This window comes from Serratia rhizosphaerae, from assembly GCF_009817885.1.
In the GTDB taxonomy this organism is placed as follows: Bacteria; Pseudomonadota; Gammaproteobacteria; order Enterobacterales; family Enterobacteriaceae; genus Serratia_B; species Serratia_B rhizosphaerae.
This window is the reverse complement of sequence record NZ_CP041764.1, coordinates 1,563,620-1,589,151: the sequence shown is the minus strand read 5'-3', so window position 1 is coordinate 1,589,151 and position 25,532 is coordinate 1,563,620. Positions and strand designations below refer to the sequence as shown.

At 48.2% G+C, this 25,532-nt stretch carries 18 protein-coding genes and 2 pseudogenes; 15 read left to right on the top strand and 5 right to left on the bottom strand.

The features are described 5' to 3' along the window. The 4 genes from FO014_RS07445 to FO014_RS07430 are packed head-to-tail and all read left to right on the top strand — an operon-like array spanning nucleotide 1 to nucleotide 3,485. Nucleotides 1–543 (top strand): host cell division inhibitor Icd-like protein, encoded by a 543-nt coding sequence (locus FO014_RS07445; protein WP_160028697.1) that lies wholly within the window; start codon nucleotides 1–3, stop codon nucleotides 541–543. Continuing rightward, nucleotides 540–803: a hypothetical protein gene (locus tag FO014_RS07440; RefSeq protein WP_128144152.1), complete on the top strand. Its 264-nt coding sequence runs from the start codon at nucleotides 540–542 to the stop codon at nucleotides 801–803. Before FO014_RS07445 ends, FO014_RS07440 begins: the two co-directional genes overlap by 4 nt. After that, a complete protein-coding gene (locus FO014_RS07435) occupies nucleotides 800–1,135 on the top strand; it encodes a DUF5375 family protein (RefSeq protein ID WP_160028695.1) in 336 nt (111 codons plus the stop codon). Before FO014_RS07440 ends, FO014_RS07435 begins: the two co-directional genes overlap by 4 nt. Before the next feature lie 10 nt (nucleotides 1,136–1,145). After that, the gene (locus FO014_RS07430; RefSeq protein WP_160028693.1) at nucleotides 1,146–3,485 is read left to right on the top strand and encodes a primase-helicase zinc-binding domain-containing protein; all 2,340 of its coding nucleotides are present in this window, start codon (nucleotides 1,146–1,148) and stop codon (nucleotides 3,483–3,485) included. Nucleotides 3,486–3,753: 268 nt separating this feature from the next. Here FO014_RS07430 and FO014_RS07425 read toward each other — a convergent pair whose 3' ends face one another. Next, nucleotides 3,754–4,356: a uracil-DNA glycosylase gene (locus tag FO014_RS07425; protein WP_160028691.1), complete on the bottom strand. Its 603-nt coding sequence runs from the start codon at nucleotides 4,354–4,356 to the stop codon at nucleotides 3,754–3,756. A gap of 902 nt (nucleotides 4,357–5,258) precedes the next feature. On the opposite strand from FO014_RS07425, the gene FO014_RS07420 reads away from it, so the two are divergent. The 9 genes and pseudogenes from FO014_RS07420 to FO014_RS24160 all read left to right on the top strand — a co-directional run bounded on the left by FO014_RS07420 (nucleotide 5,259) and on the right by FO014_RS24160 (nucleotide 20,763). Then, entirely contained in the window at nucleotides 5,259–5,648 is a 390-nt protein-coding gene (locus FO014_RS07420) for a polymorphic toxin type 44 domain-containing protein (RefSeq protein WP_201282922.1), read from the top strand. Beyond that, a complete protein-coding gene (locus tag FO014_RS07415) occupies nucleotides 5,626–6,051 on the top strand; it encodes a hypothetical protein (RefSeq protein ID WP_160028689.1) in 426 nt (141 codons plus the stop codon). Before FO014_RS07420 ends, FO014_RS07415 begins: the two co-directional genes overlap by 23 nt. A 130-nt stretch (nucleotides 6,052–6,181) precedes the next feature. Next, nucleotides 6,182–7,318 (top strand): annotated as a pseudogene (locus tag FO014_RS07405) (IS3 family transposase). 253 nt (nucleotides 7,319–7,571) lie between these two features. Beyond that, on the top strand, nucleotides 7,572–8,807 hold the full coding sequence (locus FO014_RS07400) for a DNA cytosine methyltransferase (protein ID WP_160028657.1): 1,236 nt from the start codon (nucleotides 7,572–7,574) through the stop codon (nucleotides 8,805–8,807). After that, entirely contained in the window at nucleotides 8,804–11,362 is a 2,559-nt protein-coding gene (locus FO014_RS07395; RefSeq protein ID WP_160028655.1) for a hypothetical protein, read from the top strand. Before FO014_RS07400 ends, FO014_RS07395 begins: the two co-directional genes overlap by 4 nt. Nucleotides 11,363–11,376: 14 nt before the next feature. After that, complete coding sequence (locus FO014_RS07390) at nucleotides 11,377–13,464, top strand: hypothetical protein (protein ID WP_160028653.1); 2,088 nt, start codon at nucleotides 11,377–11,379, stop codon at nucleotides 13,462–13,464. A 19-nt stretch (nucleotides 13,465–13,483) separates the two neighbouring features. Further along, a complete protein-coding gene (locus tag FO014_RS07385; protein WP_160028651.1) occupies nucleotides 13,484–19,324 on the top strand; it encodes a DEAD/DEAH box helicase in 5,841 nt (1,946 codons plus the stop codon). A 108-nt stretch (nucleotides 19,325–19,432) separates the two neighbouring features. Then, a complete protein-coding gene (locus FO014_RS24260; RefSeq protein WP_201282921.1) occupies nucleotides 19,433–19,600 on the top strand; it encodes a PDDEXK family nuclease in 168 nt (55 codons plus the stop codon). A 908-nt stretch (nucleotides 19,601–20,508) separates the two neighbouring features. After that, nucleotides 20,509–20,763, top strand: coding sequence for an HNH endonuclease (locus FO014_RS24160; RefSeq protein ID WP_281354968.1), 255 nt, complete (start codon nucleotides 20,509–20,511; stop codon nucleotides 20,761–20,763). Nucleotides 20,764–21,042: 279 nt separating this feature from the next. Here the strand turns inward: FO014_RS24160 and FO014_RS07370 are convergent, their stop codons facing one another. From FO014_RS07370 to FO014_RS07360, 3 genes are read right to left on the bottom strand one after another with little or no spacing between them, the layout of a single operon-like run. After that, nucleotides 21,043–22,032 (bottom strand): GTP pyrophosphokinase, encoded by a 990-nt coding sequence (locus tag FO014_RS07370; RefSeq protein WP_160028649.1) that lies wholly within the window; start codon nucleotides 22,030–22,032, stop codon nucleotides 21,043–21,045. A gap of 4 nt (nucleotides 22,033–22,036) precedes the next feature. After that, entirely contained in the window at nucleotides 22,037–23,128 is a 1,092-nt protein-coding gene (locus FO014_RS07365) for a nucleoid-associated protein (protein WP_117103306.1), read from the bottom strand. Further along, nucleotides 23,125–23,613: an SLATT domain-containing protein gene (locus FO014_RS07360; RefSeq protein WP_160028647.1), complete on the bottom strand. Its 489-nt coding sequence runs from the start codon at nucleotides 23,611–23,613 to the stop codon at nucleotides 23,125–23,127. Before FO014_RS07360 ends, FO014_RS07365 begins: the two co-directional genes overlap by 4 nt. 324 nt (nucleotides 23,614–23,937) lie before the next feature. On the opposite strand from FO014_RS07360, the pseudogene FO014_RS24255 reads away from it, so the two are divergent. Beyond that, a pseudogene (locus tag FO014_RS24255) lies at nucleotides 23,938–24,078 on the top strand (hypothetical protein); the annotation flags it as partial. A gap of 167 nt (nucleotides 24,079–24,245) precedes the next feature. Further along, nucleotides 24,246–24,554 carry a contact-dependent growth inhibition system immunity protein gene (locus FO014_RS07355; RefSeq protein ID WP_160028645.1) on the top strand — a complete coding sequence of 103 codons (309 nt, stop codon included), beginning with the start codon at nucleotides 24,246–24,248 and terminating at the stop codon, nucleotides 24,552–24,554. 40 nt (nucleotides 24,555–24,594) lie between these two features. On the opposite strand, the gene FO014_RS07350 is transcribed toward FO014_RS07355, so the two are convergent. Next, entirely contained in the window at nucleotides 24,595–25,467 is an 873-nt protein-coding gene (locus FO014_RS07350; protein ID WP_160028643.1) for a phosphorothioated DNA-binding restriction endonuclease, read from the bottom strand. Between the last annotated feature and the right edge of the window lie 65 nt (nucleotides 25,468–25,532).

The following is a 25,532-nucleotide window of genomic DNA, read 5'->3' as shown; positions in this document are numbered from 1 at the left end:
ATGCGATCGATTGAACATCCGGGGGCGTCTTACGGCTTGCCCCCGTGTCCGGCCCTGCGCTATAGTCCTCCCGCTGTCGCAAAATCGGCAGCCGGGCGTGAGAACCCGAGTTACTTATTGGCGACACAACACGCGCCAGGCGTGTTTTTTTATGTCGTGGCCTTAGTGCGCTCATTTTTTGCGCGGTGGATGTTATGCTATCGCAGCAGTCAATCAATGGTGGCTCAGGCGGGGCAGCCTTCGGGCTGGCCGGTTTCCAATAAGGCCGGTTTCTCACCCCCGTCTGGGCTACCACCCTTGCGTGAGAACTTCGGTGGTAGCAATAACCAATACTTATTGGAGGCTGCCATCATGGCTACGACCCTCACTCCGACTCGTCCTGAATTCTGTTTCCTGTTTGCGGCCATTTGCCGTAATACGCTGACCGCAGCGCCGCGCATGGTGCGCACCGTGGCAGATACCGAACGCAATGCCCGCCGTCTGTTGGCCCGTGATTACGTGTTGTCCTTTGCCGGTCGCCTGCCGGTTAAGGCGGTGGCATGAACACCTTAGCCGACCGTTACTACCGGGATACCCATTACCCCATTCCGCACGCCGATTTTTTGCGTCTCCAGCATGCGCACGCCACCGGCGTGCTGTTTCTTGACCTGCTGGATACCCTCGACCTGAGCGGGCAACGTCCCGATGCCGTACAGCAGGCATCGTTTGCCTCGGTCATTGCCTTATTGACCGACCAGCTCGGCCACGTCGTCAGCACCTGTGAAGCCCAACTTATTGCCAGCATGGAGGCTACCGCCGCATGAATACTGCATCCTGTTTACCGATTGAAGTCCGCACCGCCGTTTTTCGTCGCGCCGTGGCGCAAGCCTATCTGGACACCTGCGCCTTTTACCGGGTGAGACTGGGTTACACGCTGGACGAGTTGCAGATGGCGATAGCCATGAACCTGGAGGGGCATTTTGTGCGCCAGTACGGCGTGGATGACGGTATGGACATGGCGTGCACCATGTTGAGTGACATGGTGCAATCGGACATTCTGGTGGCCGCACCGCGCCTGACCGCGCTGGGGAAAAAGCTGATGGATGAACTGTGCAGCGACCATCTGTCGGCGGCACCGAATGCCACCGTACACTGAGGAGAAGAAGATGAGCGCCCATTTCGTTTCCCAGACCGTACGCACCGCCACCGGCCACTGGCCGGTGATACTCCCGGCTCTTGGCATTGCCTTGCAGCCAAACGGCAAGCCGCAGCCGTGCCCGGCCTGCGGCGGCAAAGACCGTTTCCGTTTTGATAATCAGGATGGACGCGGCACCTGGTTCTGTAACCAGTGCGGGGCCGGTGACGGCCTCAATCTGGTGGAAAAAGCCTTGTCACTGACCGCCAAGGCCGCCGCCGAACAGGTGGCCGCCGTGATGGGGGATAACCCCAGCGCGTCGTCTGCGCCCGTTGGCGTCCATAACACGCAGCAGGATAAGGCCGAGTCGCAGCGAAAAGCCGCCCAACAGGCACAGGCTCTGGTGGCTGCCGCGTGGCTCCAGTCCGGCAATGCCTACCTGAGCGCCAAGGGCTGGCCGGAGGTGGAGACGCTGACCCTGCACGGTCAGCCGCTGCGCGTCGGCGGTATTGGCTACCATCCCGGCGACTTGCTGCTACCCTTGCACAATGCCGGGGGGGAAGTGGTTAACGTACAGCTGATTAATGCCAATGGTGATAAACGTATGTTGGTCGGTGGACAGGTGAAAGCCGCTTGCCACACTCTGAGCGGCCAGGATAACGCGGTTATCTGGCTTACCGAAGGTTACGCCACCGGCCTCACCGTGCACCGGCTGACCGGTGAAACGGTCTGCATCGCGCTGAATGCCAACAACCTGGCCGCCGTGGCGCAGCAGATGCGCAGCCATTACCCGGATGCACGTTTATTGCTGGCCGCTGATAACGACGAGAACGGCACCGGACAGGCCCGCGCCGTCGAGGCGGCTGCATTGACCGGCGGCACCCCGGCACTGCCGCCGACGGTGGGCGATTGGAATGACGTCTATTGTCAGGGGGGGGCTGAGGCTACGTGCGCCCAGCTCCAGGCATTCAGTCAGCCGCCGCAGCCCAGCCCGTTTGATACGTTGAGTGATGCCGACTTGAAAGCCATGAGCGCCAGTGAGAAAGCTGAATTGCTCGCCGAGCACTACGGCAATACCCTGGCGGTGCCGCCGGTGGGGGAAGAGCTGTGCCGCTACACGCGCGGCGCCTGGCAGGTGCTGCCGCACCGGCAACTGAGCCGGGAGATTGCCGCGCTGTTCCAGAAGGTGCGAGCGCCGTTTTCTGCCGCCGGTATCAACAGCATTTTAGATACTCTCAAGCTGATGGTGCCGCAGATGGGCGAACCGGCCCGTCGGTTGATAGGCTTTCGTAACGGGGTATTTGATACGGTCAGCGGCCAGTTCAGCGCTCACCGTAAGGAGCACTGGCTGCGCACCGTCAACAGCGTGGACTATACGCCGCCGCGCACCGGGGAAAATCTGGCCGACCATGCGCCGCACTTCTGGCAGTGGTTGACGCGGGCCGCCGGACGTAACCCCGACAAGCAGGAGCGCATTCTCGCGGCGTTATTTATGGTGCTGGCCAACCGCTACGACTGGCAACTGTTCCTTGAAGTGACCGGCCCCGGTGGCAGCGGCAAGAGCGTGATGGCAGCCATTGCCCGACTGCTGGCCGGGGCGGACAACACCACTTCCGCTACCATTGATAACCTGGAATCGGCGCGTGAACGTGCCTCGGTGGTCGGTTTTTCGCTGATTATCCTGCCCGACCAGGAGAAATGGAGCGGTGACGGCGCGGGCATCAAGGCCATCACCGGCGGCGATGCGGTGGCTATCGACCCCAAATACCGCGACGCCTACGCGGCACACATCCCGGCGGTGATATTGGCGGTGAATAACAACCCAATGCAGTTCAGTGACCGCAGCGGGGGTATCTCCCGTCGCCGGGTTATCCTGCCGTTCCCGGAGGCCGTTGCCCCCGAAGAGCGCGATCCGCTGCTGTTGAAGAAGATAACCAAAGAGCTGGCAGTGATTGTGCGCCATCTGATGCAGCGGTTTGCCAACCCGAATGACGCCCGCACACTGCTCCAGGCGCAGCAGAGTTCGACGGAAGCCCTGGAGATCAAACGGCATGCCGATCCGCTGGTCGATTTTTGCGGTTACCTGACGGTGCTCGGCACCCCGGAAGGGATGATGATCGGTAACGCCAATATTACCCCGGCCAACCCGCGGCGCTATCTGTACCACGCCTACCTGTCGTTTATGGCGGCGCGTGGCTATCAGAACGCCATGAACTTGACGGCGTTCGGCCAGGCGGTGCCGCAGACGCTGAAAGAGTATGAGCATACGTTACTTAAGCGCCGCACCAAGCAGGGGATACAAACCAACCTGATATTGAGTGATGACTGCGAGGCGGACTGGTTGCCGAAGTGCAGTGCGCGTGGGAGCTAACAGAACGATCGGTCATGCCGATCAATACGCCATGATTGATCTGCCGAACCCATTGGACGCTTAATCACCATGCCGTCTATAGTGGCTGTGAACAAAATACACACAGCAACACCAGGGCATCATATTGGCCGCAGCGCGGCCAATATTATAACGACAAGCGCTCTCCAAACCGGCTTCGGCCGGTTTTTTTGTGCTTGTGGTTCAGGCTGTTCACCCGTAGGCGAGTAATTTGCTATAAATATCGTTCTAATGGATGATAGTTATCCGATTACAATGCCTCTAACCAGTGCCCTGGAATGCTATCCCACACTGCTCTATTGATTGCCCTTACTTTAGGTGATGGGTGTGCGGACACAATTATTTTCACTGGTTTCATTTCGATCATCGGTATAGCTTTCTCTGCCTTACGGCCTACTAGCACAATGGTGGAAAGATTTGGAAGAAGAGCTAATAAATTGACAAGTTCTGATAGTCCTTCCTTTTTTTCAGCCGATGTCAGCTTAATCGTTCCATTCCAGCCGGGGATAGTATTCCATAGCACAGTGCGTTTTCGTGGGATACCTGCTACGTTCATGAAATTAAAAATAGCTTCGGCAGTGGCATCATTATTATCCCTTGAGATAAAACCTGAGCCGCCACGCCCCGGAGATGTTTTCGGGCCGGGTTTTTCAAGTAGAAAAAGGATATCAGCATCTTGCCCACCATCATGTGGATCAAAATAGGGGAACTCCCACCCAGGGTGTCTGATCTTTAGCTCTTCAACATACTTAGTAAGCTGCTCAACGTGTGGTTCATTCAATAAGGCGTTCTTTGCGTTTATAGCATCGGCTGAACGCAGGGATCTTGGGCGCGAAAAGTTATCAGATTGCATAGAGCACCTATCGAGTTATCATTTTACATTGAAATATTATATTTGCTTCTGTATGAAAAATAGAAAATTATTCCACTAAGTGATTTTACCAGCCCTTGCCGGTTTGCCCAACCCATTGCGGGCTGCATCATCATTCCGCCTAATAGTGACAGTGAACAAGTATGTATATGCAGTACTAGAACGTCATATTGGCAAGTGTTCCCCAAATCGGCCCAGGTCAGTTTTCGGTGCTCTCGGTTTAGGCTGTTCACCAGTAGGTGAACAGCGGTGCACAGTGTGAAAGTAACTGTTAACCACCCAATGCATTGAAATTAAATAATAAAGTGTGTTGGGTGTATAGGGTGAACAGTTTCTCGGTAAATCTTTTTTATCTGAGAGTCTAAGGTACAAGTGCTGTGATCAGAGAAAGACTACGACAATTTATGCGTAGTATATTTTTGGTTTGGGTTCGTGACTCGGAACCTAACCGGTTTCTTTGGATGGTTGAATGTTAGTCTGGTGTGATAGTGATAGGCCAAATTTCTAGCGTTTCACGGAATTTATACTGGGGGCACAAAAGGGGGCACAACCTTTGGTTGTTTTTAATAAATCTATATATATCATAGATATATGTTGTTATTTGAGTCCGGCCTTCGCACCATTTAGCAAGTAGTTGTGAAACAAGAAGCCACCGAGAGGTGGTTTTTTTGTGCCTGGAATTTGGTGTTGTTGCTGTTTTTCTGCGGTGTTAGTTCCTTTCTGGCCCCAACTGATAGTTGTGTACATCTGGCCACAGTGCTATTTGCTACCCTGAGAGTTTTAACATGTTGGTGCTGAGCATCACACTCCAGGCATTTGCCTATTAATCATACCGTTGCTATATGCATATACTCTGTGAGGATTTTTTCACTGAGGGATAAGTGATGTCTTCAATACCTGTTGCAGGGCCGGGGATTGGCATTGTGCGCAACAACATGAAAGAGGCGAGGAAACGCGGTGAACCACGAGGTATGGCGCTTCCTTTAACTTATTACTGGTTCTATCAGAAAGTTCGCAATAAAGGCCCGTGGGACTATAAGCAATTTGACCCATATTGGGCTGATTTTGGTAACTTTAATTTTGGTGCAACGGGTTTTGCTGCGGGTATCCCGGTTAATATTCTCTTAATGGGGGCCGGATGGGCGCAAACCCGAGCTAAAACATCACGCTCGGAATGGGGAAAATGGTATAAAGATCCTCCCTATGGTGATGATCCCACCGATCAGTATTGGATAAAGGAAGGAGTCAAATATGCCGTTGAAAACGGTTATTAAGTGGTTTCATTATTCCCTGACTGCCGTCTTGCTGATCGTTGTTATTGGCTTTGTGATGCTCAATGCTGATGGGGATGAGCTGGCAGGCACCCGGTTGGTGAGTACGCAACAGCTTAGCGACAGCACCTGGCTCTATGTCACGGAATATTCAGGCGGCGGAGCCACCGTAGCAAACTCTTACCGCTACTATTTATCCGGGAAGTTGGAGGGGAATGTGAGCGCCAGCCTGGCAAAGCAGGTTCCATTTCTGGTTGCAGCGGGTAGTGCAGCAAATGTCAGTGCCGATGGCGATACTATCAATATCAAGTACAGTGGCAGGGTGTTCTCTTTTAGTAATTCTGTGGTTTATGAGGGGAATGGGGAAGCACAGATGCCACATCTTCGGTTTGAGGTGAGTAATTAATTTCAGGGTGTAAAGTTTAATTTTTTAATCAATGCGTTGTACGCGATTCTGCCGTGTTTTTATGATGATAAGTGGACTGACCCAGCCCCGGTAGACGATCCTGCCCTATAGTTTGAGCATAGGGGGGCATATGGGCACACCACGATTTACACCTGAATTTAAGGAAGAAGCTCTCCGTCAGATAACGGAGCGCGGTTATTCCGTTGCTGAAGTATCTGACCGTCTGGGCGTTTCTGCGCACAGCCTCATATAAGTGGCTACGGGCTATCAAGCCTGATAACAGCGAACAGCATGCCCGGGATTTACTGGAAGCCAAAAGCGAGATCCTGAAACTACGGGCGCAGCTAAAACGCACCGAAGAAGAACGGGATATCCTGAAAAAGGCCGCGCGGTACTTTGCAAGGGAGCCCGACTAAAGTACCGCTTTATCAATGAGCACCGCACCATCTGGCCGGTGATGAGAATGTGTCGGGTACTCAACGTCGCCCGGGCCGGGTTTTATGCGTGGTTGCATAATCCTGTCTCCGAACACGAGAAAGACAACCAGCGTCTGTTGACGCTCATTCGCGATTCGTATGCGTTGAGCGGTGGCGTGTATGGTTATCGTCGGGTGCATGGCGACCTGAGAGAAATCGGTGAAACCTGCGGTAAAAATCGTGTAAGTCGCATTATGCAACTGAACCGGATCAAAGCCGTGCGCGGCTATAAAGCGCCACGTCGTATCGTTGGCAGACCTTCAGTGGTTGCCCCTAATCGCGTGCAACGGCAGTTTACCGTTGTCCGGGCCAATCAGGTCTGGGTCACCGATATTACTTACATCCGCACCTGGCAGGGATGGTTGTATCTGGCGGTGGTTATCGATCTCTTTGCCCGTAATGTGGTCGGCTGGTCGATGAAACCCACTCTCTCGCGCGAACTGGCGCTCGACGCGCTGATGATGGCGGTCTGGTGCCGAAAACCGGACGGCGAGGTCATCGTACATAGCGATCAAGGTAGTCAGTACGGCAGTGACGACTGGCAGCGCTTCTGCCGGGCCAATCACCTGGCACCGAGCATGAGCCGGCGTGGCAACTGCTGGGATAATGCGGTGGCCGAATCGTTCTTCAGTTCACTGAAAAAAGAACGCATCAGGAAGAGAATATACAAAACCCGGGATCTGGCCCGGGCGGATATCTTCGATTACATTGAAGTGTTCTACAACCGGGCCCGGCGCCACAGTCACCTCGGCGGCGTCAGTCCGGAGGCCTTCGAACAGGCCTCGTCGTGAGGACAGAATTTGTCTACGGTCGTGGGGTCAGTCCACGATGAATGCGGTATTGTCTACGATTGTGATGTCTGCCCACATTTACTTAAGGAAAGATTATCTTGTTTTCAGTCGTTTCCTATGTTTTTCTTCACAATCAGTACATTTATCCATATAGATGTTATCTTCATGATTTTATAAACTATCTAATTAAGAATATCCCTTTCAGGAAATTGAACGATGTCTCGTTTCAGTAACGCTATTTTATGGTCAGGTCATGAGCACTAAAACCACCACGAGTGACAATCATTTAACGGAACCTCACGAGGAGGGATTTTGTTTCTATGAGTTTTTCGCGGGTGGCGGTATGGCCAGGGTCGGGCTGGGAAAACAGTGGCAATGCCTGTTTGCCAACGACATGGACCCGATAAAAGTATCGACCTATATCGACAACTGGGGAGATGAACATTTCGACACACGCGATGTACGCGAAATTGCCCCCAGTGATCTGCCGCACCATGCTGATTTAAGTTGGGCATCGTTCCCCTGTCAGGATTTATCGCTGGCCGGTAATGGCCTGGGGATCGGCGAAAAAGATTCCAGTGTAGATAAAACCACGCGTTCCGGCGCGGTATGGCCGTTCCTCGATTTAATAAGCAGGCTCGGCGAGGAAAACCGTAAGCCGCCGATTCTTGTTCTTGAAAATGTTCTTGGGTTGCTGACGTTGGATCAAGGGAGCCATTTCGCCGCGATATGCCATCAGTTAAGTAAAACAGGTTACCGCTATGGCGCAATAATCATTGATGCAAAGCACTTTCTTCCACAATCTAGGCCCCGCGTATTTCTTGTGGCGATTAGTCGTCATGTTTCCATTCCTGCATGTTTAGTTTCAGAAGAACCTTTGTCGCAATGGCATTCGTCGTCACTTCTTCGCGCCTGCGATGCGCTGGCGAAAGATGCCCGTAATGACTGGATCTGGTGGTCGCCAGGCAATATGCCAGACGCCAGAACGAAGGAGCTGGACGACTTAATCGATTTTGAAGACGAAAACGCGTTATGGAATTCTGCCGATGAAACACGACGTCTCATCAGTATGATGGCACCGGCGAACCTAGCGCGTCTGGTGAACGCGCAGGCATCCGGCGAGACAATAACAGGCAGCCTTTATTTACGTATGCGTAAGGAAAAAGGCATCAACAGGCAACGGACCGAAATTACGTTCTCCGCAGTTCTTGGTTGTCTGAGAACACCGAAAGGTGGCGCTTCTCGTCCTCGCATTATCGTCGTCAAGGGCAACCAGGTGAAAACGCGTTTGTTGTCGGTCAAAGAAGCGGCGGCGTTAATGGGGTTGCCGGATGATTTTATCCTCCCGACAGCGTATCAATCGGCATTTAAAGTGATTGGCGACGGACTTGCAGTTCCTTCCGTTCGTTTTCTGGCCGAACGTATTCTGGAGCCACTTGCGATGATCGCCCAAAACAATACCCACAGGACGGGGGATATGCGCGAATGAACTGGACGTTGCTTGTTACGCCCGACTGCTGGGAAAAGAAACTGATTGATTATTTTCTCCGATTCGGTGCCAACGGCGACGCGCAGGATATTCGCTGGTTTGAAGTTACGCCGGTGACGCTCGCTGAGGCATTCGCTGACAGCGGCGTTAGCGGGGATGAAGTTGAAGAGGCATTTCGAACCTACATGTCGAAAATACCGGACCTGCCGCAGCGCCTTGAAGGCGGGATGATGGAAAAGTCGACTCGTCGATCGCCTGGATATTTTACGTATCTGGTCATGACGTTGCTTATTAGCAGTCAATTCGACGTACAGGAAGAACGCAATGACTTTCGACTGAAACTACAGAGCTGGTTGCAGACCACGCATAGTTTTCAGAACTTATCCGGCGTCAACAAGATGTGGGAGGCATTAGCCGAATGGCTTAAACAACGCATCCACGAAGGCGAACCCTACAGGCGTCTTATCTTGCCGCCGCGGGATGGCTGGGTCCAGATCGGTCACACGCTGCGATTGGCATTCCCGAATAAAGCCGATCTACGCCTGATGAGCGAATGTCTTGAAAGCTATCCACAAGCCGCCTCGAACCCACGCCAGTTAATTGAATACTTTCAAATCGTTATTCAGAGACACGGCGTTTCTCATCCGCTGAAGGAGGCTTTTGCCGAATTCAGAGACGCGTGGTTGTTGGGACGTCGCGCGCTGTTCGATATGCCTTTTTGGCGCTTGCGCCAACGAGCGATCCAGATATCGTCATGTGTAACACCACATCAGACCATCATTGATATGTACGTCGATTTCGATGGCTCGCGATGCTATTTCAGTGTCGCTGGCGAGAGTGACGAAAGCGTCTTTCATCCTACATTATCTGAAGCCCTTAGGGCCAGCGACGCAGGGAGCAGCGAAAATCTGGGGAAGGCGATGCAGATCGGCTTACTCTTTTTTTATGAGATCGGACACGGACGCTGGAGAACTAAGCCATCACCCGATGTAGACTCGCAACGGTTTCATATCGCTTTATCCAGTAAACACTCTGTACAGATGAGCAAGCGCCTTAACGAATATATCGCAGAGGACGAGTGGATTTTAACGGCGCAACCGATGAACAGGGTTTCAGCGGTCGATATATTCCGCTCAGTAAGATCCTCTTCGGGTATTCAGGATGATGACGTTACGCGCCCTCAACTATACGATGGAATACGCGTTCCCGGAGGATGGCTGGGATTACCGGCATTTTTGCCTTCTGTTGAGTCAGATACGCGACGCTACAAAATATATTCATTCGGGAATGATGAAGCTGGAACCAATATTTCTGTAATAGATGGTCGGCTGAATTCTTCTGTGCCGCTTAACGGTGAATTTTTCATCGAGCCAGCCCTCGAGGCGGGTGAAAAAATGCCGCCGTGGCGGCGTCGCGCGCGTTTTTTCACCCACGCCATACCGCACCCAACTTTAGGCGAAAGCGCAAGATACCAGTTTGAGCCGCTTTGCGATTGGTTGACGCCTTCACTAAAGGCACCGACGTTTAATTTCGAAGGACTGTTTGAGTGGGAAGATAGTGAAGCGTGTTGCGATCATCTTCTTGAAGCGATTTACGCGAGTGGTGCTAGCGGCTGGGAAGAGGCCGAGTTAATCGAGCTTCTCAGGCGTATGAACGGCGATATCAACGTATGGCATTTGATTCGTTGTTTACATCATGCGGGTCTAATCGAGCCACGCCTGCGCCCTGGGTGGAAAGGTCGGGCATGGACGCTGATTAAACCTTCATTACTTCATATTCGCTACGGAGAAAATTCTCTGGTCGTTGTGGAAGGCTCAGTCTGCGCCTGTCTGATGGATGATTTTCGAAAAGTGGTCGCCGGGCTGGGTGGAGAAAGTTTCCGTCGTCGCGGCGTAAGCCTCTGGTCGCCACCTGTATTTGGGGCCTTACTCGCCAACCCTGTTGCGTTATCCCTGCGACTAGGATGGCCACTTATCGAAGCCCCATCGTCATCTGATACAACGCCGCTTGCACTAACCACGACAGAACACGCCGCTGAACTACACGAGTCAAAGGCAGTCTGGAATTGGTATTCAGGAAGATTTCAGCGACATGATACCCTAGATAAAAAATCTGCGTCGCTGTCACTTCATATTCATCCAGGTGGTCGAGATCATGATATCTATCGGGTCGTTTCTGGGCGAAAAACGACACATTATCTTTCCCGAACTGCCGCTATTATCGCCGCTAGCGCGAAAAACCGTACCCCCATATTTGAACTCGTCGCCAACAATCATTTGTTATGTCTTATCACTGATTGCGGCCTACCTGACGCGCTGGCCGCGGGAATACGGCGCCACACGCTCAGAAACGGAGGCCCAACGGATTCTGGTTATGTTTATCCTGTCAATGACGCCTCTTTCCTCTGGCTGAAATCGCTGCTTCCGGGGTGTATTTCTTCCCTCGTGCCGGACGGTGAGAGGGATGTAAGCAATCTGGTTTCCTCCGCTCGCCATTCCGGCGGGAAAATACGTCTGGCATGGCGAGACGGGCAACTCATACTGGGTCCGAGATAATAAGGAAAATAATAATGAGCGAAATCCCCTGGTATCTTGGTCAATATGACCGCAGAAATTATCAGTCCTACCTTAAAGCCGTCGCGCAGGAAACCCCGAATGGCTGGCGTAGGATCGATTCTAAGAAGTTATTTCCTCGAACGGGAGAAGTTGAATTTAACGATGCTGACGAATTACGGCTTCGTAAAGGCGAATGGGCCGCTTTTCAGGTGGGTCCTGGCCCCCGCAGAAAGGTGCAGGCGAAACGCTCCCGTCGTATTTATCCCTATTACGATTTATCTTTCGGGCAGTCTCTATTGGAAGCACGTCGCCTATTGAGTTTCGAGGGCATAACGGTAGGCGGCGAACCAGGGCTATGGGCTATCCGCTTCGGGTCGGATGCGCTTATTCTGGTTAATCTGGCAGAATCGCAATCCGGGAGCCTTATCCTGTCCAGAAACCAGAACGTTTACGAATATGATTTCAACGAAAACGGCGTAATTATCGTATCCGACATGTCTGAGAATGGAAAAGCGTTTTATATGCCTGATGTCGGTGCTTCGCCTGCTCAGATCCATGACTGGACGCCAGATAAGCAGTACATTGAAAACGTCATTCAGCATCTTTCCTGCGCTAACTCAACAGCAATGGTCGCTGAATGGCTTCGGAAATATGCCGACGAACAAACCGGAAAATTAACCTCCGGCATCAACGACATGCTGACCGCCGCTCAAACACTCCGGGCAGGAGAGTTGGCGAAGACGTTGGAGGAGGAGGATTCTCTAGCCCGTCAGTTCGCTGAAGCGGCATTGAAGGACCATAATATCGCCGACCTGCTCGAACGACAGATACAAAATATCGCGGAAGAAGAGCGAGTAGCATTACGCGCCGAACACCATAAGGTGCTCGATAACGAGTTTTCTGCTGAACGCCAGCGACGTCGTGAAGCTGTTGAAACGGAAATAGCCGCTTTTGAGAAAACAAGGAAAAACGAGTTCGAAGAGGAGATCGCGCAATTACGGCAGCTCGAACAAGAAAAATTGCACATTGATTTTACAGAAAAGCAAGCAAACATAGAACGAACACTTAAACAGGAAAAAGCGGATCTTGAAAGTGAAATTAGTCGTCTGAAAGACGCTAACTCTGATTTATGCGCTCAGAACGAAAGCCAGCGTCAAATACTGGCTTCCCTGACCTGCGAGCGTGAAGTGTGTTTGGCATCTTTAACAGATGTCGAAGAACGTACCGCCCAAGCACAAATTGAACTCGAAAAAATAAATATCGCCATTGCTGAGAAGACTCGTCGTATGACTTATTCAGCGTTCCCCGAAGTTCGTCTCCCGGCGCAAGCGAGAGTTGTATCCTGCGAAGAATTAGGTCATATCGTCAGAGAGAACAAGTTGCTGACGCCTGACGGAAAGATACTCATGACGCAATTTCTGGCGTTGATGTTGGCAGGAGAATGTCCATTGTTATCTGGCCCTGAAACGCCGGACTTCCTTGCTATTGCCGAATCGCTAATTTCCTCGGGCCGCTCCATCCGACAGATCGCCGATCCAACGATGATTTCCTGCGAAGATCTTTGGGTTCGTGCAGGAAATAATATGGCGACGCCGCTTTATCAGGGGTTATTGTTGAGCGAGGCCTCTTGTCCACGAACGATTCTCGCCATCATTGAACGTGTCGAATGTTCCGCTGCACGTTTCTGGCTGCCAGCGCTGAAAGGCAGATTACACGGCGGCGATTTGCCCAGACGATTTCTGATTTGCGGCACCATTGAAAACGAAGATTGTGAAGAAGCGGAGAAAATGAAGGAACAACATCTTCGCCTGCGGATGGAAAACGTCGTCATTCAGAATGCGATTGCGCTGTCCCCTTTGCATCTTTCCTCAGAAAATCATAGTGAACTGGATCCTGGCGTAGCATCGCAAGGTTCGCTACCGGATCAACTCGCTATCTCGGATAAAATGTCAGCCGGACGTTTGGATCTGGCAAATACTCTACGGGCGATGCGAACGGCACATGAAGTCGCGCCGTTCGACGATGAAAACAAAGCGACACATCAGAAGCGGTTAATCGACTTATACGCCGATTTACAGAATAACGAGCTATGCACCCAATAGATTACAGGAGAGGGAAATCATGTTAGATCCCATTGGTGGTTTTCGCCGCATTCAGGACTTCTTCGTTTCATATATAGAAACTAACTTCCGCATCGCCGATCCTTCTGTCGCGACAGCGAGACGCGAGTTGCTTAACAGTAGTGGGGAGTTTGCCGCAGAGCCTTATATTGAACCTGTCTTACGGTATGAATCTTCAAATAAAACCCTCGAAGATTTGGCTGATATGGATGGTGGACCGCTGAATAGCCTGTCTCCTGAAGGTCGAAAGGCGTTTGTTGAACTAGCGTTGTCCGGCCTGTTCGATTCCAAGCCCGGCGATGCGGCTTGGCCGCGTCAGTCAGTTCATGCGCCGTATAGTCACCAGACTCAAATGCTGGAGCGCGGCATTCGTCCCGGTTGCCCAAGCATTGTGACATCAGGAACAGGTTCGGGAAAAACGGAAAGCTTTATGTTGCCTATCCTGGCCGCATTATCGAATGAGGCCGTCCGTTGGGCCCGACCTGGCGGCGGCTATCTGCAAAACCGATGGTGGAATAGCTCAGAAACGAACTGGGTTTCTCGTCGCGAAGGCGAAGAACGCCCAGCTGCGGTCAGGGCACTGGTGCTTTATCCGATGAACGCTTTGGTTGAAGATCAAATGGCGCGTTTGCGTAAAACGCTGGATTCTGCTGACGCACGACAGGTTATGGAGGATCGTTTCGCCGGAAACAGGATCTTCTTCGGGCAATATACTAGCGCCACTCCGGTTACCGGCTACGCCAGCCATCCCCGTCTCTCCAAAACCAGTTCAGAAAAAAGCCGTCGCGTTCGTAATCTTGAGAAATTACGTAAGGCGTTGAACAGAATTGATAGTGATCAACAAGCAGCACGCGCATTCGACGAAAAAGAAAATCCTTCGGAAAAGACCCGATATATATTCCCTTCAGCGGACGGCGGAGAGATGGTTTCTCGCTGGGATATGCAGTCCGCCCCGCCTGATGTTCTCGTTACTAACGCCTCAATGCTGGGAGCAATGCTTTCGCGTGAAGTCGAAGACAAGATTTTTAGCGCTACGCATGACTGGCTCATGAACAATGATGACGCATACTTCTATCTGGTATTCGACGAATTGCATTTAATGCGAGGTTCCGCTGGCACAGAAACCGCTATGCTGATTAAGTCCTTGATTATTCGGCTCGGGCTGGATGATCCGAAACACCGCTACAAATTGCGTTTACTGGCATCTTCAGCATCGCTGCCGATGGATGGCGCGGGTGGAGAGCAATCCCGGAAATACCTGCGTGATCTCTTTGCGCCCTTCGGCACTTGCTGCCATGCACTGGATCCCGGCAGCGATAAGCCGGATTTCTGGCATAACTGCGTCATTCAGGGAAAACCCTTCATACCTTTGAAGCCGTCAGGGAAAATCCCCGTGCGGCCTTTTGCCGCATTAATGCGCGCCGCCCTTGCAGACCAGGGCAATGTCGTCCGCAATCTGGATATGACGGAAGCTCTAAATCAGGCGTTACTTGATGTCTTCCAAGCTCTTGGCGTAAAAGAGCAAAATATCAAACAGGGCATAAAACAGGCAGCGGAAATCGCTGCTGCATTATTGACAAACGCCTGTATTGAAAATGACGGCGAAATGCCACGGGCGATGCCGCCAGGGCTTATCATCGATAAAGTCTTTTTGACGGAGGAGCCAGGTAAACCGAGTGAGTCAGAACTGGCATTACGCGGATTAATGCTGACGCGCGCGCTGCCGGAGTCCGGGATAGATTGCGATAAGCCAACCAATGTTACACCAGCCTTTCGCGTGCATACTTTCGTTAGAAATATTGAAGGTTTCTTCGCCTCCGTATCATCGGGAGAGAGAAAGGCAAAATTCGCCGATTTTTGCCTTGAGCGAGGCTTGTCGCACGCGGCATCAACTCTAGACGGAAAACGCGGTCGCCGTCTGTTCGAAATGTTGTACTGCGAAGCGTGCGGCGAGTTACTGCTCGGTGGTCAGAAGGGACAAAATGAAGGCTCGACGGTAGAGCTATTGCCTTCAGCGACTAATCTGGAAAATCTTCCGGAACGCCCCGGCTCAGAATATTACGATGATATGATACTGGATGAGTTTGCGGTTTTCTGGCCTGTCGATATAGTTGATAAAAATCCAGCAGGCAGCGAAAAAGGTTGGGATGTATGGGAAAAGGCGACGCTTAATCCTGTTACCGGAATTGTGACTGTAGGACAAGACTCATCGGCGGCGAATGCCGATTCGGTTCGCGGATATCTCTATTTTCAGAAACCGGCCCCGAGCAAAAAAGGCGAACCGGTGAAAAAACCTTCCGCGCAACCTTTTTGTTGCCCTAATTGCGGTATCGATTATTCCAGTCGACCAGCCAGCAATCGTTCCAGAACACCCATTCGGGCATTTCGTACTGGTGTGACTAAGTCATCCCAGCTGGTGGCGACAGAGTTATTTGAATTGCTACATGCGATCGGCGCGGAAGCCAAGAGTATTGTTTTTTCCGATAGTCGACAGGATGCGGCATCGATGGCGCTGGAAATCGAACGATTGCATTTACGCGACCTGCGAAGGGAAATTTTGGTCGCAGCCGCCAGAGAGATGCTCCGAGAGGCTGAAAGCGAGTATATTTCTGAAGACAGTATTAATGAAAAAATGGATTTAGCCCTACAAGCCAAAGACATGGATACGTTTGGTAAATTATATGAACTCCAAAAAAACCAAGCTGATATTGCTGACTTATGTAAATACAGACGAGTAAACATTAATAAATTGCTGGAACCAGAAGGCGATTCCATCGGAAAAATATCGTCCGATTTGGCAGGGCTGGGAATATCACCTTATAAATATCGCCCATGCTCTGATGGGGATGACAGCGACGTCTGGCACGCCAATTTTACAAAAGACAAGAATATCGTTAAATATCATGATAAACTTTCTTCATCTGACCGATTGGTACTCAAAAAAAAGATATTTGATACCCAGTCTGAATTAATTGATGATGTCATTTTCGCCAACACCTTCTTCGCGCTGGAAGAGACAGGATTAGCATATCCGTGCGTTTCAGATAGAGACGATACGAGCGAGCTCGATGCCTGGCTAAGGGTATTCGCTGGCGTTTATCGCGTCAAAGAAAATAAATATTTTGATCCCGAAAACTATGTCGAATGGAAAACAGGGAAAGATGTTACCAAAGAAAAAGTAAAACGTATTGCTAAAGCTTTATTTGGCGAAAAAAATTATCTGGATAATTTAACACAAATATTAAATCAATTCGCAACCCGAGGGCATTTAACTGGTTTATTTAATATCGGTAAACTATTCCTCAAGGTAGCCAAACCAGGCGATCCTTATTGGCAATGCAGCAACTGTGAACGGATCCACTTACATTTAGGGTTTAAACGTTGTACCCGTTGCACGGAACTGCTTGATATCAAGCCCAGGGGTATCGTTGAAACGCTATGGGAAGATAATTTTCTTGGCAAACGTATAGTGCGAGGCGAACGAGATGGCGTTAAACGCTTCCGGTTGAACGTCGAGGAGTTGACGGGACAGACAGATGATTTCTCCGATCGACTACGCAAATTCAAGGGGATCTTCGTCGATGAGATGAGCGAGCTTGAAAAACTTGATGCGGAAATCGATATGCTCGCCGTCACCACGACGATGGAGGTCGGTATTGACATTGGTTCGCTTCAGTCAGTTTATCAGGCCAACATGCCGCCCCAACGATTTAATTATCAGCAACGTGTCGGTCGTGCCGGACGGCGCGGCCAGGCATTTTCTTTTGTGATCACATTCTGTCGTGGACGTACTCACGATGCTTATTATTTTGCCCATCCTCATGCGATCACTGGCGATCCGCCCCCTCCGCCTTTCCTAGCGGTCGATCACGACGCTATTCCCAAAAGACTTTTGCGGAAAATCTGGCTTAAGAGCGCCTTTAACTATTTGCGCGAAGAATGTCACAAAAACAAAATGACTTTCCCTGGCGATAAGCTCGTTCCGCCTGATATTCATGGAGAATATGTTTCAACGCATGATTACTACCATGATGATAAAGCGAACTGGGCCAAACTATTGTATCGCGCGCTAAAAGCAAATCAGGACATACGGGAACGCTTTATTGATGCAGCAACCTTTGATCCCGATCAGCGCCGACGCCTTTATTCCGAAATTAACGCCGAAAAAATAATTGAAGAAATTGGAAAACTAGGACCTTCTGCGCCTGATGACAACACGGGACTTGCTCGCTTTCTGGCCGAGCGAGGTCTGTTGCCGATGTATGGAATGCCGACTCGGGTACGTAACCTTTATCTGGGGCTGCGCAAAACAAAAGGGCTAAATGGTCAGACTGAATACGAATGGTCAACAATGGACCGCGATCTTGATCTTGCGGTTTTTGAGTATGCTCCTGGTTCGGTATTAATTAAGGATAAAAAAAAGCATCAGGTGATCGGTTTCACAGGTAATTACCGAGAACCTCAACTTCGCGACAATCGAGTTTCTGAACTCTCAACTGCATGTTCATGGGATGAATCGAGCCACTACATTGCAACTTGCCAGTCATGCGGCTCCGCAAAACTTGAACAAAATAAACCTGTTAAAATGATTAATTGCGAGGATTGCGATACACCTATAAGTTCAGATGAATTCGAGCTTTATATTACTCCTGCCGCTTTCCGTACGGATTTCGAGCCAAAAGATGACATGGACAGCTTCACTCGTATGTCGTTAAAAACTACGGCAACCGTATTGCATAAGGGTATCCCGGAAAATTGTGGTCCTTTTAAAGTACGGCGCGGCGGCGTTACTATTTTGCGTCTTAATAATGGGCCGATTAACGGAGAGAAGGAAGGCGAACGTTTTACTGTTGATTTAGCGACGGACCAAAAGGCACCGATTCCATTAGCGACCTACTACTCGCCCATCAAAGGGAATCAAGCGATTGATTCAAACTGGGCCGGATTACGCAATAACTTTAGATGGCGGTGTTCTGGCGAAAAACAAAAGTTTGGACTTGTATCAAGCAAAGAGACTGAGTCGCTTCACCTAGAATTAATGCATTTCGATGCTCGCCTTAATCTGAATATGATCGCCAGATACGGCGAATATATGAATTTGCCTACACGCGCGGCGGCTGTTAGTGCAACACAGATATTGACGCATAAGGCCGCGCTCTATCTGGATGTTTCGCCAGATGAATTCGAAACGCTTGAGCCCCGACTACATCATGAGAAACCTATATTGCAAATCGCAGATGCGTTGATCAACGGTTCAGGGTTATGCAGACGGCTTGCCGAGCCAACCGTCGTAGGGGCCCCGCCTTTGATAGTCACATTATTACATGAGATTCTGGAGGATAAGCGCGCCTGGCCAATGGTTGATTTTCTTGAGAAGGATCATCCAGCTCAGTGTCAAACAGCCTGTTACAAGTGCATACAGCGCTATGGTAACCGCCGATATCACGGTTTACTTGACTGGCGTTTAGGAATGGCATATTTACGATCAATGGTTATGCCTGAATTTGCCTGCGGTTTGAACGATGATGACTGGAGTTATCCTGAAATGGTAGGGTGGCGAGACAGAGCATTTGAGCTGGCGGAAGACGTCGCGGCTTTAAGGCCAGGAACAATCAAATTATCAAAAGAGTACTCATTACCGGTTCTTACTGAAATTCAGGATGGAAAAGAGCTCTGGCGCGCAGCCGTTACGCATCCCCTTTGGCAATGGAGAGAACCTGAGCGAAACGCTCTGATTGACACCCTGGGATTAGCTGATGGAAGATCTTCGCTGCGATTCATCGATACATTTGAGCTGGAAAGGCGGCCATTGCGCGCGCTTGCCAATCTTAAACGGAATTAATGTGTCGCAATAATGCTGATAATTACTGGCTGATGTTTTTTGCTGAATGCGCTTTCGGCTTTCGATACGAAAGCGCATTTACGCAATGACATGACATAGCAAGGTTTTATGATAGCTGCGGTTACTCAAGTTCAACGAGGCTATGTGATATCCGGGATAAAAGGAAGAGATGCCTGTGCGGAACGAATTATCAGGAGTCTCATCACTCATGCCGGATTTCGTTATCGTTTATGCGATCCGAGATCAACGGGTAAACGAGATTTAGTACTTTGGTGAAAATGTAAAGTTATCTTTGTGCATGGTTGTTTTTGGCATGGTCATGAGGAATGTCGGCGAAATCATATGCCAAAGTCAAACTAGGAATACTGGTTTGTTAAGTTGTGGAAAAACGAGGTCAGAGATGTTTTGCATTCATCAAAACTACATGAAATGGACTGGAAGGTGTTGATGGTTTGAGAGAGCGGGATTAAAGAAACAGATACCCTTCTGGAAAAATTGAAAATTTTCTTAAATAAATGATCGACAGAACTAATTCTACTAAAACGTTGCGCATTAATATAGATAAATGGTATTTTTGTAGAAACCTTCACATAAGATCAATCTGATGCATATTTTTTGATAATAACGGCACCGAACTGAACGCAGAGTGCTCCAGTCGATGAAGAGGATGGAGTTTATGGACTAATCCTTGAATCTTGGGGACCAGCGCACAGAAACAAAGACTACAATATTGCCCTAGATTGTATCATTGAGCGACTGATTGATTCTGATATTGAAAATGTCGTTGTGTACCTTGCCTCATCGATAGCCAGAAAACATATGCCGTCCATAGCTGAAAGAAAAATCCATCCTGATGAGTACTTCCCTTTAGTGGGTAGTAGTACTCAGGATCTTCGCAAAGTAATGTGTAGTTATCAGGCTCATTTCAGTCGTACAGGTAGAAAAGAAGTTCCTTCCGGTAACAGGACTAAACGAATAATAATAATTGTTCCCAAAGTCAACAATGACAAATTTTGGGAACCTATAATACATGGAGAATCATCAGAACTATTTCAACCAACAGTTGACGATAGTGTTCTGAATACAAGAGTTAGTAGATTAATAAAAAAAATTTGAACGAGCCCAAAGGATGTAAAGCACCAGAGGCGGTAGAGCGACTTCAAAAGGCCTATATTAGAGATCCTATGGTGAAAGCTTGGATCTTGCAGCAGAGTAAAGGTATTTGTGAAAACTGTGGTTCAAAGGCACCATTTTATTTAAATGATGGTAGTCCGTATCTTGAAGTACATCACGTGATACCTCTATCTTCAGCAGGTGCTGATACCATAAGCAACAGTGTTGCCCTTTGTCCTAATTGCCATAGAGCCTTACATTACAGTCACAATGCAAAAGAACTAATTGAGGCACTTTACATTAATATCGATAGGTTACAGAAGTGACAGAGTCCTTAACCTAATACAGTACTAAATCATAGATCTACATCTTTCTGGATATTTAGGAAAAATACAGCTGGAGCATGTCATTTAATGATGAATAATTAGCTCACTATCATAATGAGTAAACTCATCAGAGGAAAATATGCTTTGGTTAGATACAAATGGAAATGTCACTTGATAAAAAATATATCTTGAGTACAGAAAGACTTAAGCCAAGTATAACTTTATAGATAAACAGGAAGTTGTAAAATAAGATTTATGAAATATATTTCATTAATAAAATCACGCTTGCCTTTCAAGAGAAACACCAATATCTGAAGCCATTTCTTGTATGATTTTCCATTCTAACGGCCATTCCTTCTGTAAAATATTTTTACGTCTTTTAATCAGCCAATATACTAAAATGGTAATACTCTGTTCATAGAAACTGCTTTTAGTTTTACCATCACGGATCAATGATTCCAGCTCTGGCATATCTTCAACAAATTTATATAAATTTCTTATAATGTCATCGTCAAGGACTTTTTTGAATGTATCCAATATTAATATAGCTGATTTCTGATTGTTAGGCTTTTCTTTTATCAAGGTCATGTAAAGTTGATCGAGAGTTTTCTGGGCTCCTGTATAGGCATCAGGTGAATTATTTAGGGCTTTAGCAACCGAACAAAAAAAATCATCAGTTGTTTCAATTAATGCCATACTTCTTGCTACCGTTCTATGTATATCAGGTTCAACGATAGTTTTAGCTTTATAAATAGCGTCATGCGTCAATTCTGCATAAGCATGCTGCAATAGAGTTCTCACCTGTATTTCACAAGGAATGCCTTCCTCAATGAATACTCCATTATGATCAAATGATCGTTTTGCTGTCACGATAAAATGGACAGATTGATATGTAAAGATTAACGGCGTATTTAGCCGTTCTTCGTCGTAATGCCTTGATGTCTTATAAATCCATTTATCACTTCTTTTTATTACATCGCATACATCATCTATATCTGATGTAAGCAATACAACAAATCTAACACCAACTTTATCCTCAATTTCCTTATAAGGGTCTTCATATGACTTTTCACGTCTATGAAAGGCTTTATCGATTAGAGATTCTTTTTCTTTAACTCTTGGAGTTGTTGGCTGTTTCAAAAAGCTTTTAAGATTGCGACATTTGTTATCTACGAGTTCCGTACATATGCTGGAAACGACAAAATCCCCCCATGCTCTATACATAGGCTCCTCTTGGTTCCAGCGTTGCAAAAACTCTGATTCATTCATAATGTTATTCTTGAAGTATTATTTTATCTTTAATAAGAATAGTTGTCCATTCTGCAGGTTTTCCATCCTTATCTAGATCACCCGTGGCAGATTCAATAACTACATGATTCTTAAAAACTTCTGCTGGAGCCGTGATTTTTATGTTTTTGCTAAAATTTAGCTTTCTTGTTTTTAATTTACTTTCGATATGTTCATTATCCCTTGTAAATGATGTCTGCGGAATTCCACATTCGCTTGCATATTCAAGATAAATGTCTTTAACCTCATCGTCGAAAAATCTATCTGCATATTCTCTTGCTGAAATAACATCAGATTTTTCATGCTTTAAATAAGTAACCAAGGCATTTTTCAAGTCATTTCTTTTTTCTGAACTTATATCAAGTTCATTTAGAAAATCACTGGTTTTCTCATAGAAATTTTTTGTTGTGCGTGCACTTGTTTCAGGATATCCACAGCCTAAAAAATGTTGATAAAAATACTGAGCCGCAGCTTTACCATCAGCTTTGCTTATTTGATAATCAGAGATCATAATATCCCATGATTTGTTCAAATCATCTTTTTCAGTAATATTAGTTGATTGAAAAAAGCCTGCTGTCTTATAGAGTTTTGTTGAAGGCGTAAGAAGTATCTCCTCAACAAATTTTAAAGAAATATTACCAGTATTTGAATCAATAATTTTCTCGTAGGCACTATATATGTCAGCTTTAATTATTCCGATGAATTTTCTTTTATTTACACCATAGTCACCTGTAAATATAACAACAATGCCTCCGGGTATGGCTCTTCTTGTTTGGGCATCAGCTAACTTTTTTGCAATATTATAAGTTTCATCGATGTATTCATCACCTTCTTTACCAAATAAATTGGTTGCTATAAAAGGCACATATCCTTCGCCGTGTTCTATGATTTTCATCTTGACGGCTTTTGATCCATCACCTAGAGCGTCTATTACCCGAGATTTAAAGCCCTGCAAGGCCTCTTCATCAAACTTAATAAAAGACGAACCACGTGTAGGCTCAACTTTTAAACCTTCTTCATCTCGCTGGTGAACTTGATGTATAATTATTTTATCGATGCTCAACTTACTAATATTCATTGTGGTGTAGTTCCATCATTTTTATAGACTGAAAGATTGGTTTTACTTTCAATATATTCCCTATTGATATTACTCCATTCATGACTATCTTTTTCCCAAATAGCTTTATATTCATTAAAAAGTTCATCTACCTCAAGTTGATTTATATCTAATTTTATTTTTAAATAATTAACTTTGTTTTTTAGTTGATACATCGATAATAATGTGGCTTTTTGTCTAAACCATAATTTTTGATAATCAAATCTTGCAGTCCAGCCACTTGCCAATGTAAGCGCAGCGCTAAAAATAAGCGCGATGTTTTTTTGCGTTTTCTCATATCCGACAAAGTCAAAGGCCAATATCAATGTTGTTGTCGTACTGAAAAGTAGAGATATAAAGAAAAAGAACTTCAATTTTCTTTTATTACTCTTAGCCTTGATTTTTATTATTTCAATACTTTTATCTATTTCCTCTAATAAAAATCGCAAAGAAGTTTCTTTTGGCAATTATTTCACCTAAAATAGTTCATAAATAATATCATTTTAACACACCAGCTGGTAAGAGCTCATACCAGGTGGTGTGTGGCATGGCTACCGCACTCAATACACTTGTACTCATGCATTGAGTTGCCCAGCTCAGCGAATCGTGGATTTTTTAAAAACTATAAATCATAAATGGCGGAAAATCGAGCATTCATATCAAAGCATATTCTCAAATATAAGAGAATAAAATCGTATAGATCAAGAAATTAGAAATGCTCGCTTTTGAAACCAGCATCGGGGCAGTCCAAATATACGGCAGGATCGTCTACCGGCATAGGGGCAGTCCACTGTGTTGGTTCATTTAACTGGTTTAGCGCTGCACGAGAAGAAAAGTATCAGCGGTACGATACGTCGATGGTGTACCGTGGCGACAGCTTAGAAGGTGATAAAAAAACGAGTTATACCAGTTTGGAACAGCGCCAATTGTAGATAGAGATAGTTGCGTTGAGATATATTACAAGGCTCTGAAGTCATTTTTTGAGTATTTGGAGAATACCGGCACGATCGCTGTGCCGGTATTGCTTTTAAGGATTGTGCCCGATTGGTTGGCAAGCCATATTATATCCTCACCGCATTCCCAACCCCGTAGGCAACGTATGCAAAACTTTTATCACCTTGACCAGCTGATCCAGGGCTACTTCAACCAAGACGCCGACCTCATCAACGAGGATGAAGACTCTATCGAAGGGATTATCGCCCTGTTCAAGCAGACGGCGTCTGACGAAGTGCTGAAAGAGTTGGCGGATGAGGTTGATGCTTTCCTGAATAGCCATCAGGATCGACTCGAGGAAGCGTTTACGCAGCGCTATGGTTTTGATTTTTCGCCGCAGCTGTGGGAGACAACGGCGCACGATTTTCTGCTAACGGTGCGCACCATGGCCCTTGGCCAAACAGCAATGCACTAAGCAACAGCAAGCCAGCCGCCATCTATCGCGCGGCTTCATCTCAAGCCTTAAAAATCTGCTTTCGGTGCCAGCCGACGTACTGCTCCGCAGGCCATAGCGCTTTGTCGTGAGGCAATAACAGCCGCTGTTGGTTCTTCTGCCAGAACAGCTGATCCACCACCGGGCTGCGGCTTACGCCGCCGGAGATGCGGATCGTCATATCTTCATCCAGCCCAAACGCGCCCATATCAAAGGCGGAGTGATGCAGCGAGCACAGCGCTATCCCGTTGCTGACCACGCACGGACCGCCGTACACCTTCCAGTGAATATGCGCGGCCTCGATGCCGACCAGTGCGCCGTCCAGGCGCAGATCGTAACCACAGAAGGCGCAGCGGGAGTGGTAGGCGCGCAGTACGATCTCCCGAAAGCGCGGATCGCGGTTGTTGGAACGGTCGATAAAATCAAAGCCCAGCTGATTGGCCAGAATGCGCTGGACGCTTTCAGGGAAGCGATCGGTCAGGATCTGTTGCGCCAGCTTATCGATCTCCTGCGGATGTTCCTGCAGCCGCCGGTAGTGCGCCTCATCAAAGCCGCCGGCAACCTGGTTATCAATCAGCTCCTTTTTGGTGGGCTGAGTGTTCCCCTTGCGCGGTTTACAGCTCTCCGCGTTGGCGATCTCCCAGAACCCGTCGGTCCTCAGGCGCCAGAAGGGCATATTGGGGTAGTCGGTACAGCGCTTGGGGCCGAACTCTTTCAGCAGCCGGGTCAGCGGCTCATGGATCTCCCGGCCGTAGTTAAACAGGCGTGAATGACCGGCTTTGTACTGCGACAGCACATACAGCAGCAGTAAGGGCTTATGTGGCGCGCACACGTCGCCCTGACGCCATACCGAAACGTTAGAGATGGCCGATTGTAATGCTGCAAATGTTGTCATAGGGATGAACCGCTTAACGGACTGATGTTATTGCGATCATGCTCGCAAATACGGGGAAGTTCAAT

What these genes read in the sequence shown, in the direction of transcription:
- FO014_RS07445 (WP_160028697.1), top strand. Translation starts at nt 1, where the DNA reads ATGCGATCGATTGAACATCCGGGGGCGTCTTACGGCTTGCCCCCGTGT.
- FO014_RS07440 (WP_128144152.1), top strand. Translation starts at nt 540, where the DNA reads ATGAACACCTTAGCCGACCGTTACTACCGGGATACCCATTACCCCATT.
- FO014_RS07435 (WP_160028695.1), top strand. Translation starts at nt 800, where the DNA reads ATGAATACTGCATCCTGTTTACCGATTGAAGTCCGCACCGCCGTTTTT.
- FO014_RS07430 (WP_160028693.1), top strand. Translation starts at nt 1,146, where the DNA reads ATGAGCGCCCATTTCGTTTCCCAGACCGTACGCACCGCCACCGGCCAC.
- FO014_RS07425 (WP_160028691.1), bottom strand. Translation starts at nt 4,356, where the DNA reads ATGCAATCTGATAACTTTTCGCGCCCAAGATCCCTGCGTTCAGCCGAT.
- FO014_RS07420 (WP_201282922.1), top strand. Translation starts at nt 5,259, where the DNA reads ATGTCTTCAATACCTGTTGCAGGGCCGGGGATTGGCATTGTGCGCAAC.
- FO014_RS07415 (WP_160028689.1), top strand. Translation starts at nt 5,626, where the DNA reads ATGCCGTTGAAAACGGTTATTAAGTGGTTTCATTATTCCCTGACTGCC.
- FO014_RS07400 (WP_160028657.1), top strand. Translation starts at nt 7,572, where the DNA reads ATGAGCACTAAAACCACCACGAGTGACAATCATTTAACGGAACCTCAC.
- FO014_RS07395 (WP_160028655.1), top strand. Translation starts at nt 8,804, where the DNA reads ATGAACTGGACGTTGCTTGTTACGCCCGACTGCTGGGAAAAGAAACTG.
- FO014_RS07390 (WP_160028653.1), top strand. Translation starts at nt 11,377, where the DNA reads ATGAGCGAAATCCCCTGGTATCTTGGTCAATATGACCGCAGAAATTAT.
- FO014_RS07385 (WP_160028651.1), top strand. Translation starts at nt 13,484, where the DNA reads ATGTTAGATCCCATTGGTGGTTTTCGCCGCATTCAGGACTTCTTCGTT.
- FO014_RS24260 (WP_201282921.1), top strand. Translation starts at nt 19,433, where the DNA reads ATGATAGCTGCGGTTACTCAAGTTCAACGAGGCTATGTGATATCCGGG.
- FO014_RS24160 (WP_281354968.1), top strand. Translation starts at nt 20,509, where the DNA reads ATGGTGAAAGCTTGGATCTTGCAGCAGAGTAAAGGTATTTGTGAAAAC.
- FO014_RS07370 (WP_160028649.1), bottom strand. Translation starts at nt 22,032, where the DNA reads ATGAATGAATCAGAGTTTTTGCAACGCTGGAACCAAGAGGAGCCTATG.
- FO014_RS07365 (WP_117103306.1), bottom strand. Translation starts at nt 23,128, where the DNA reads ATGAATATTAGTAAGTTGAGCATCGATAAAATAATTATACATCAAGTT.
- FO014_RS07355 (WP_160028645.1), top strand. Translation starts at nt 24,246, where the DNA reads ATGCAAAACTTTTATCACCTTGACCAGCTGATCCAGGGCTACTTCAAC.
- FO014_RS07350 (WP_160028643.1), bottom strand. Translation starts at nt 25,467, where the DNA reads ATGACAACATTTGCAGCATTACAATCGGCCATCTCTAACGTTTCGGTA.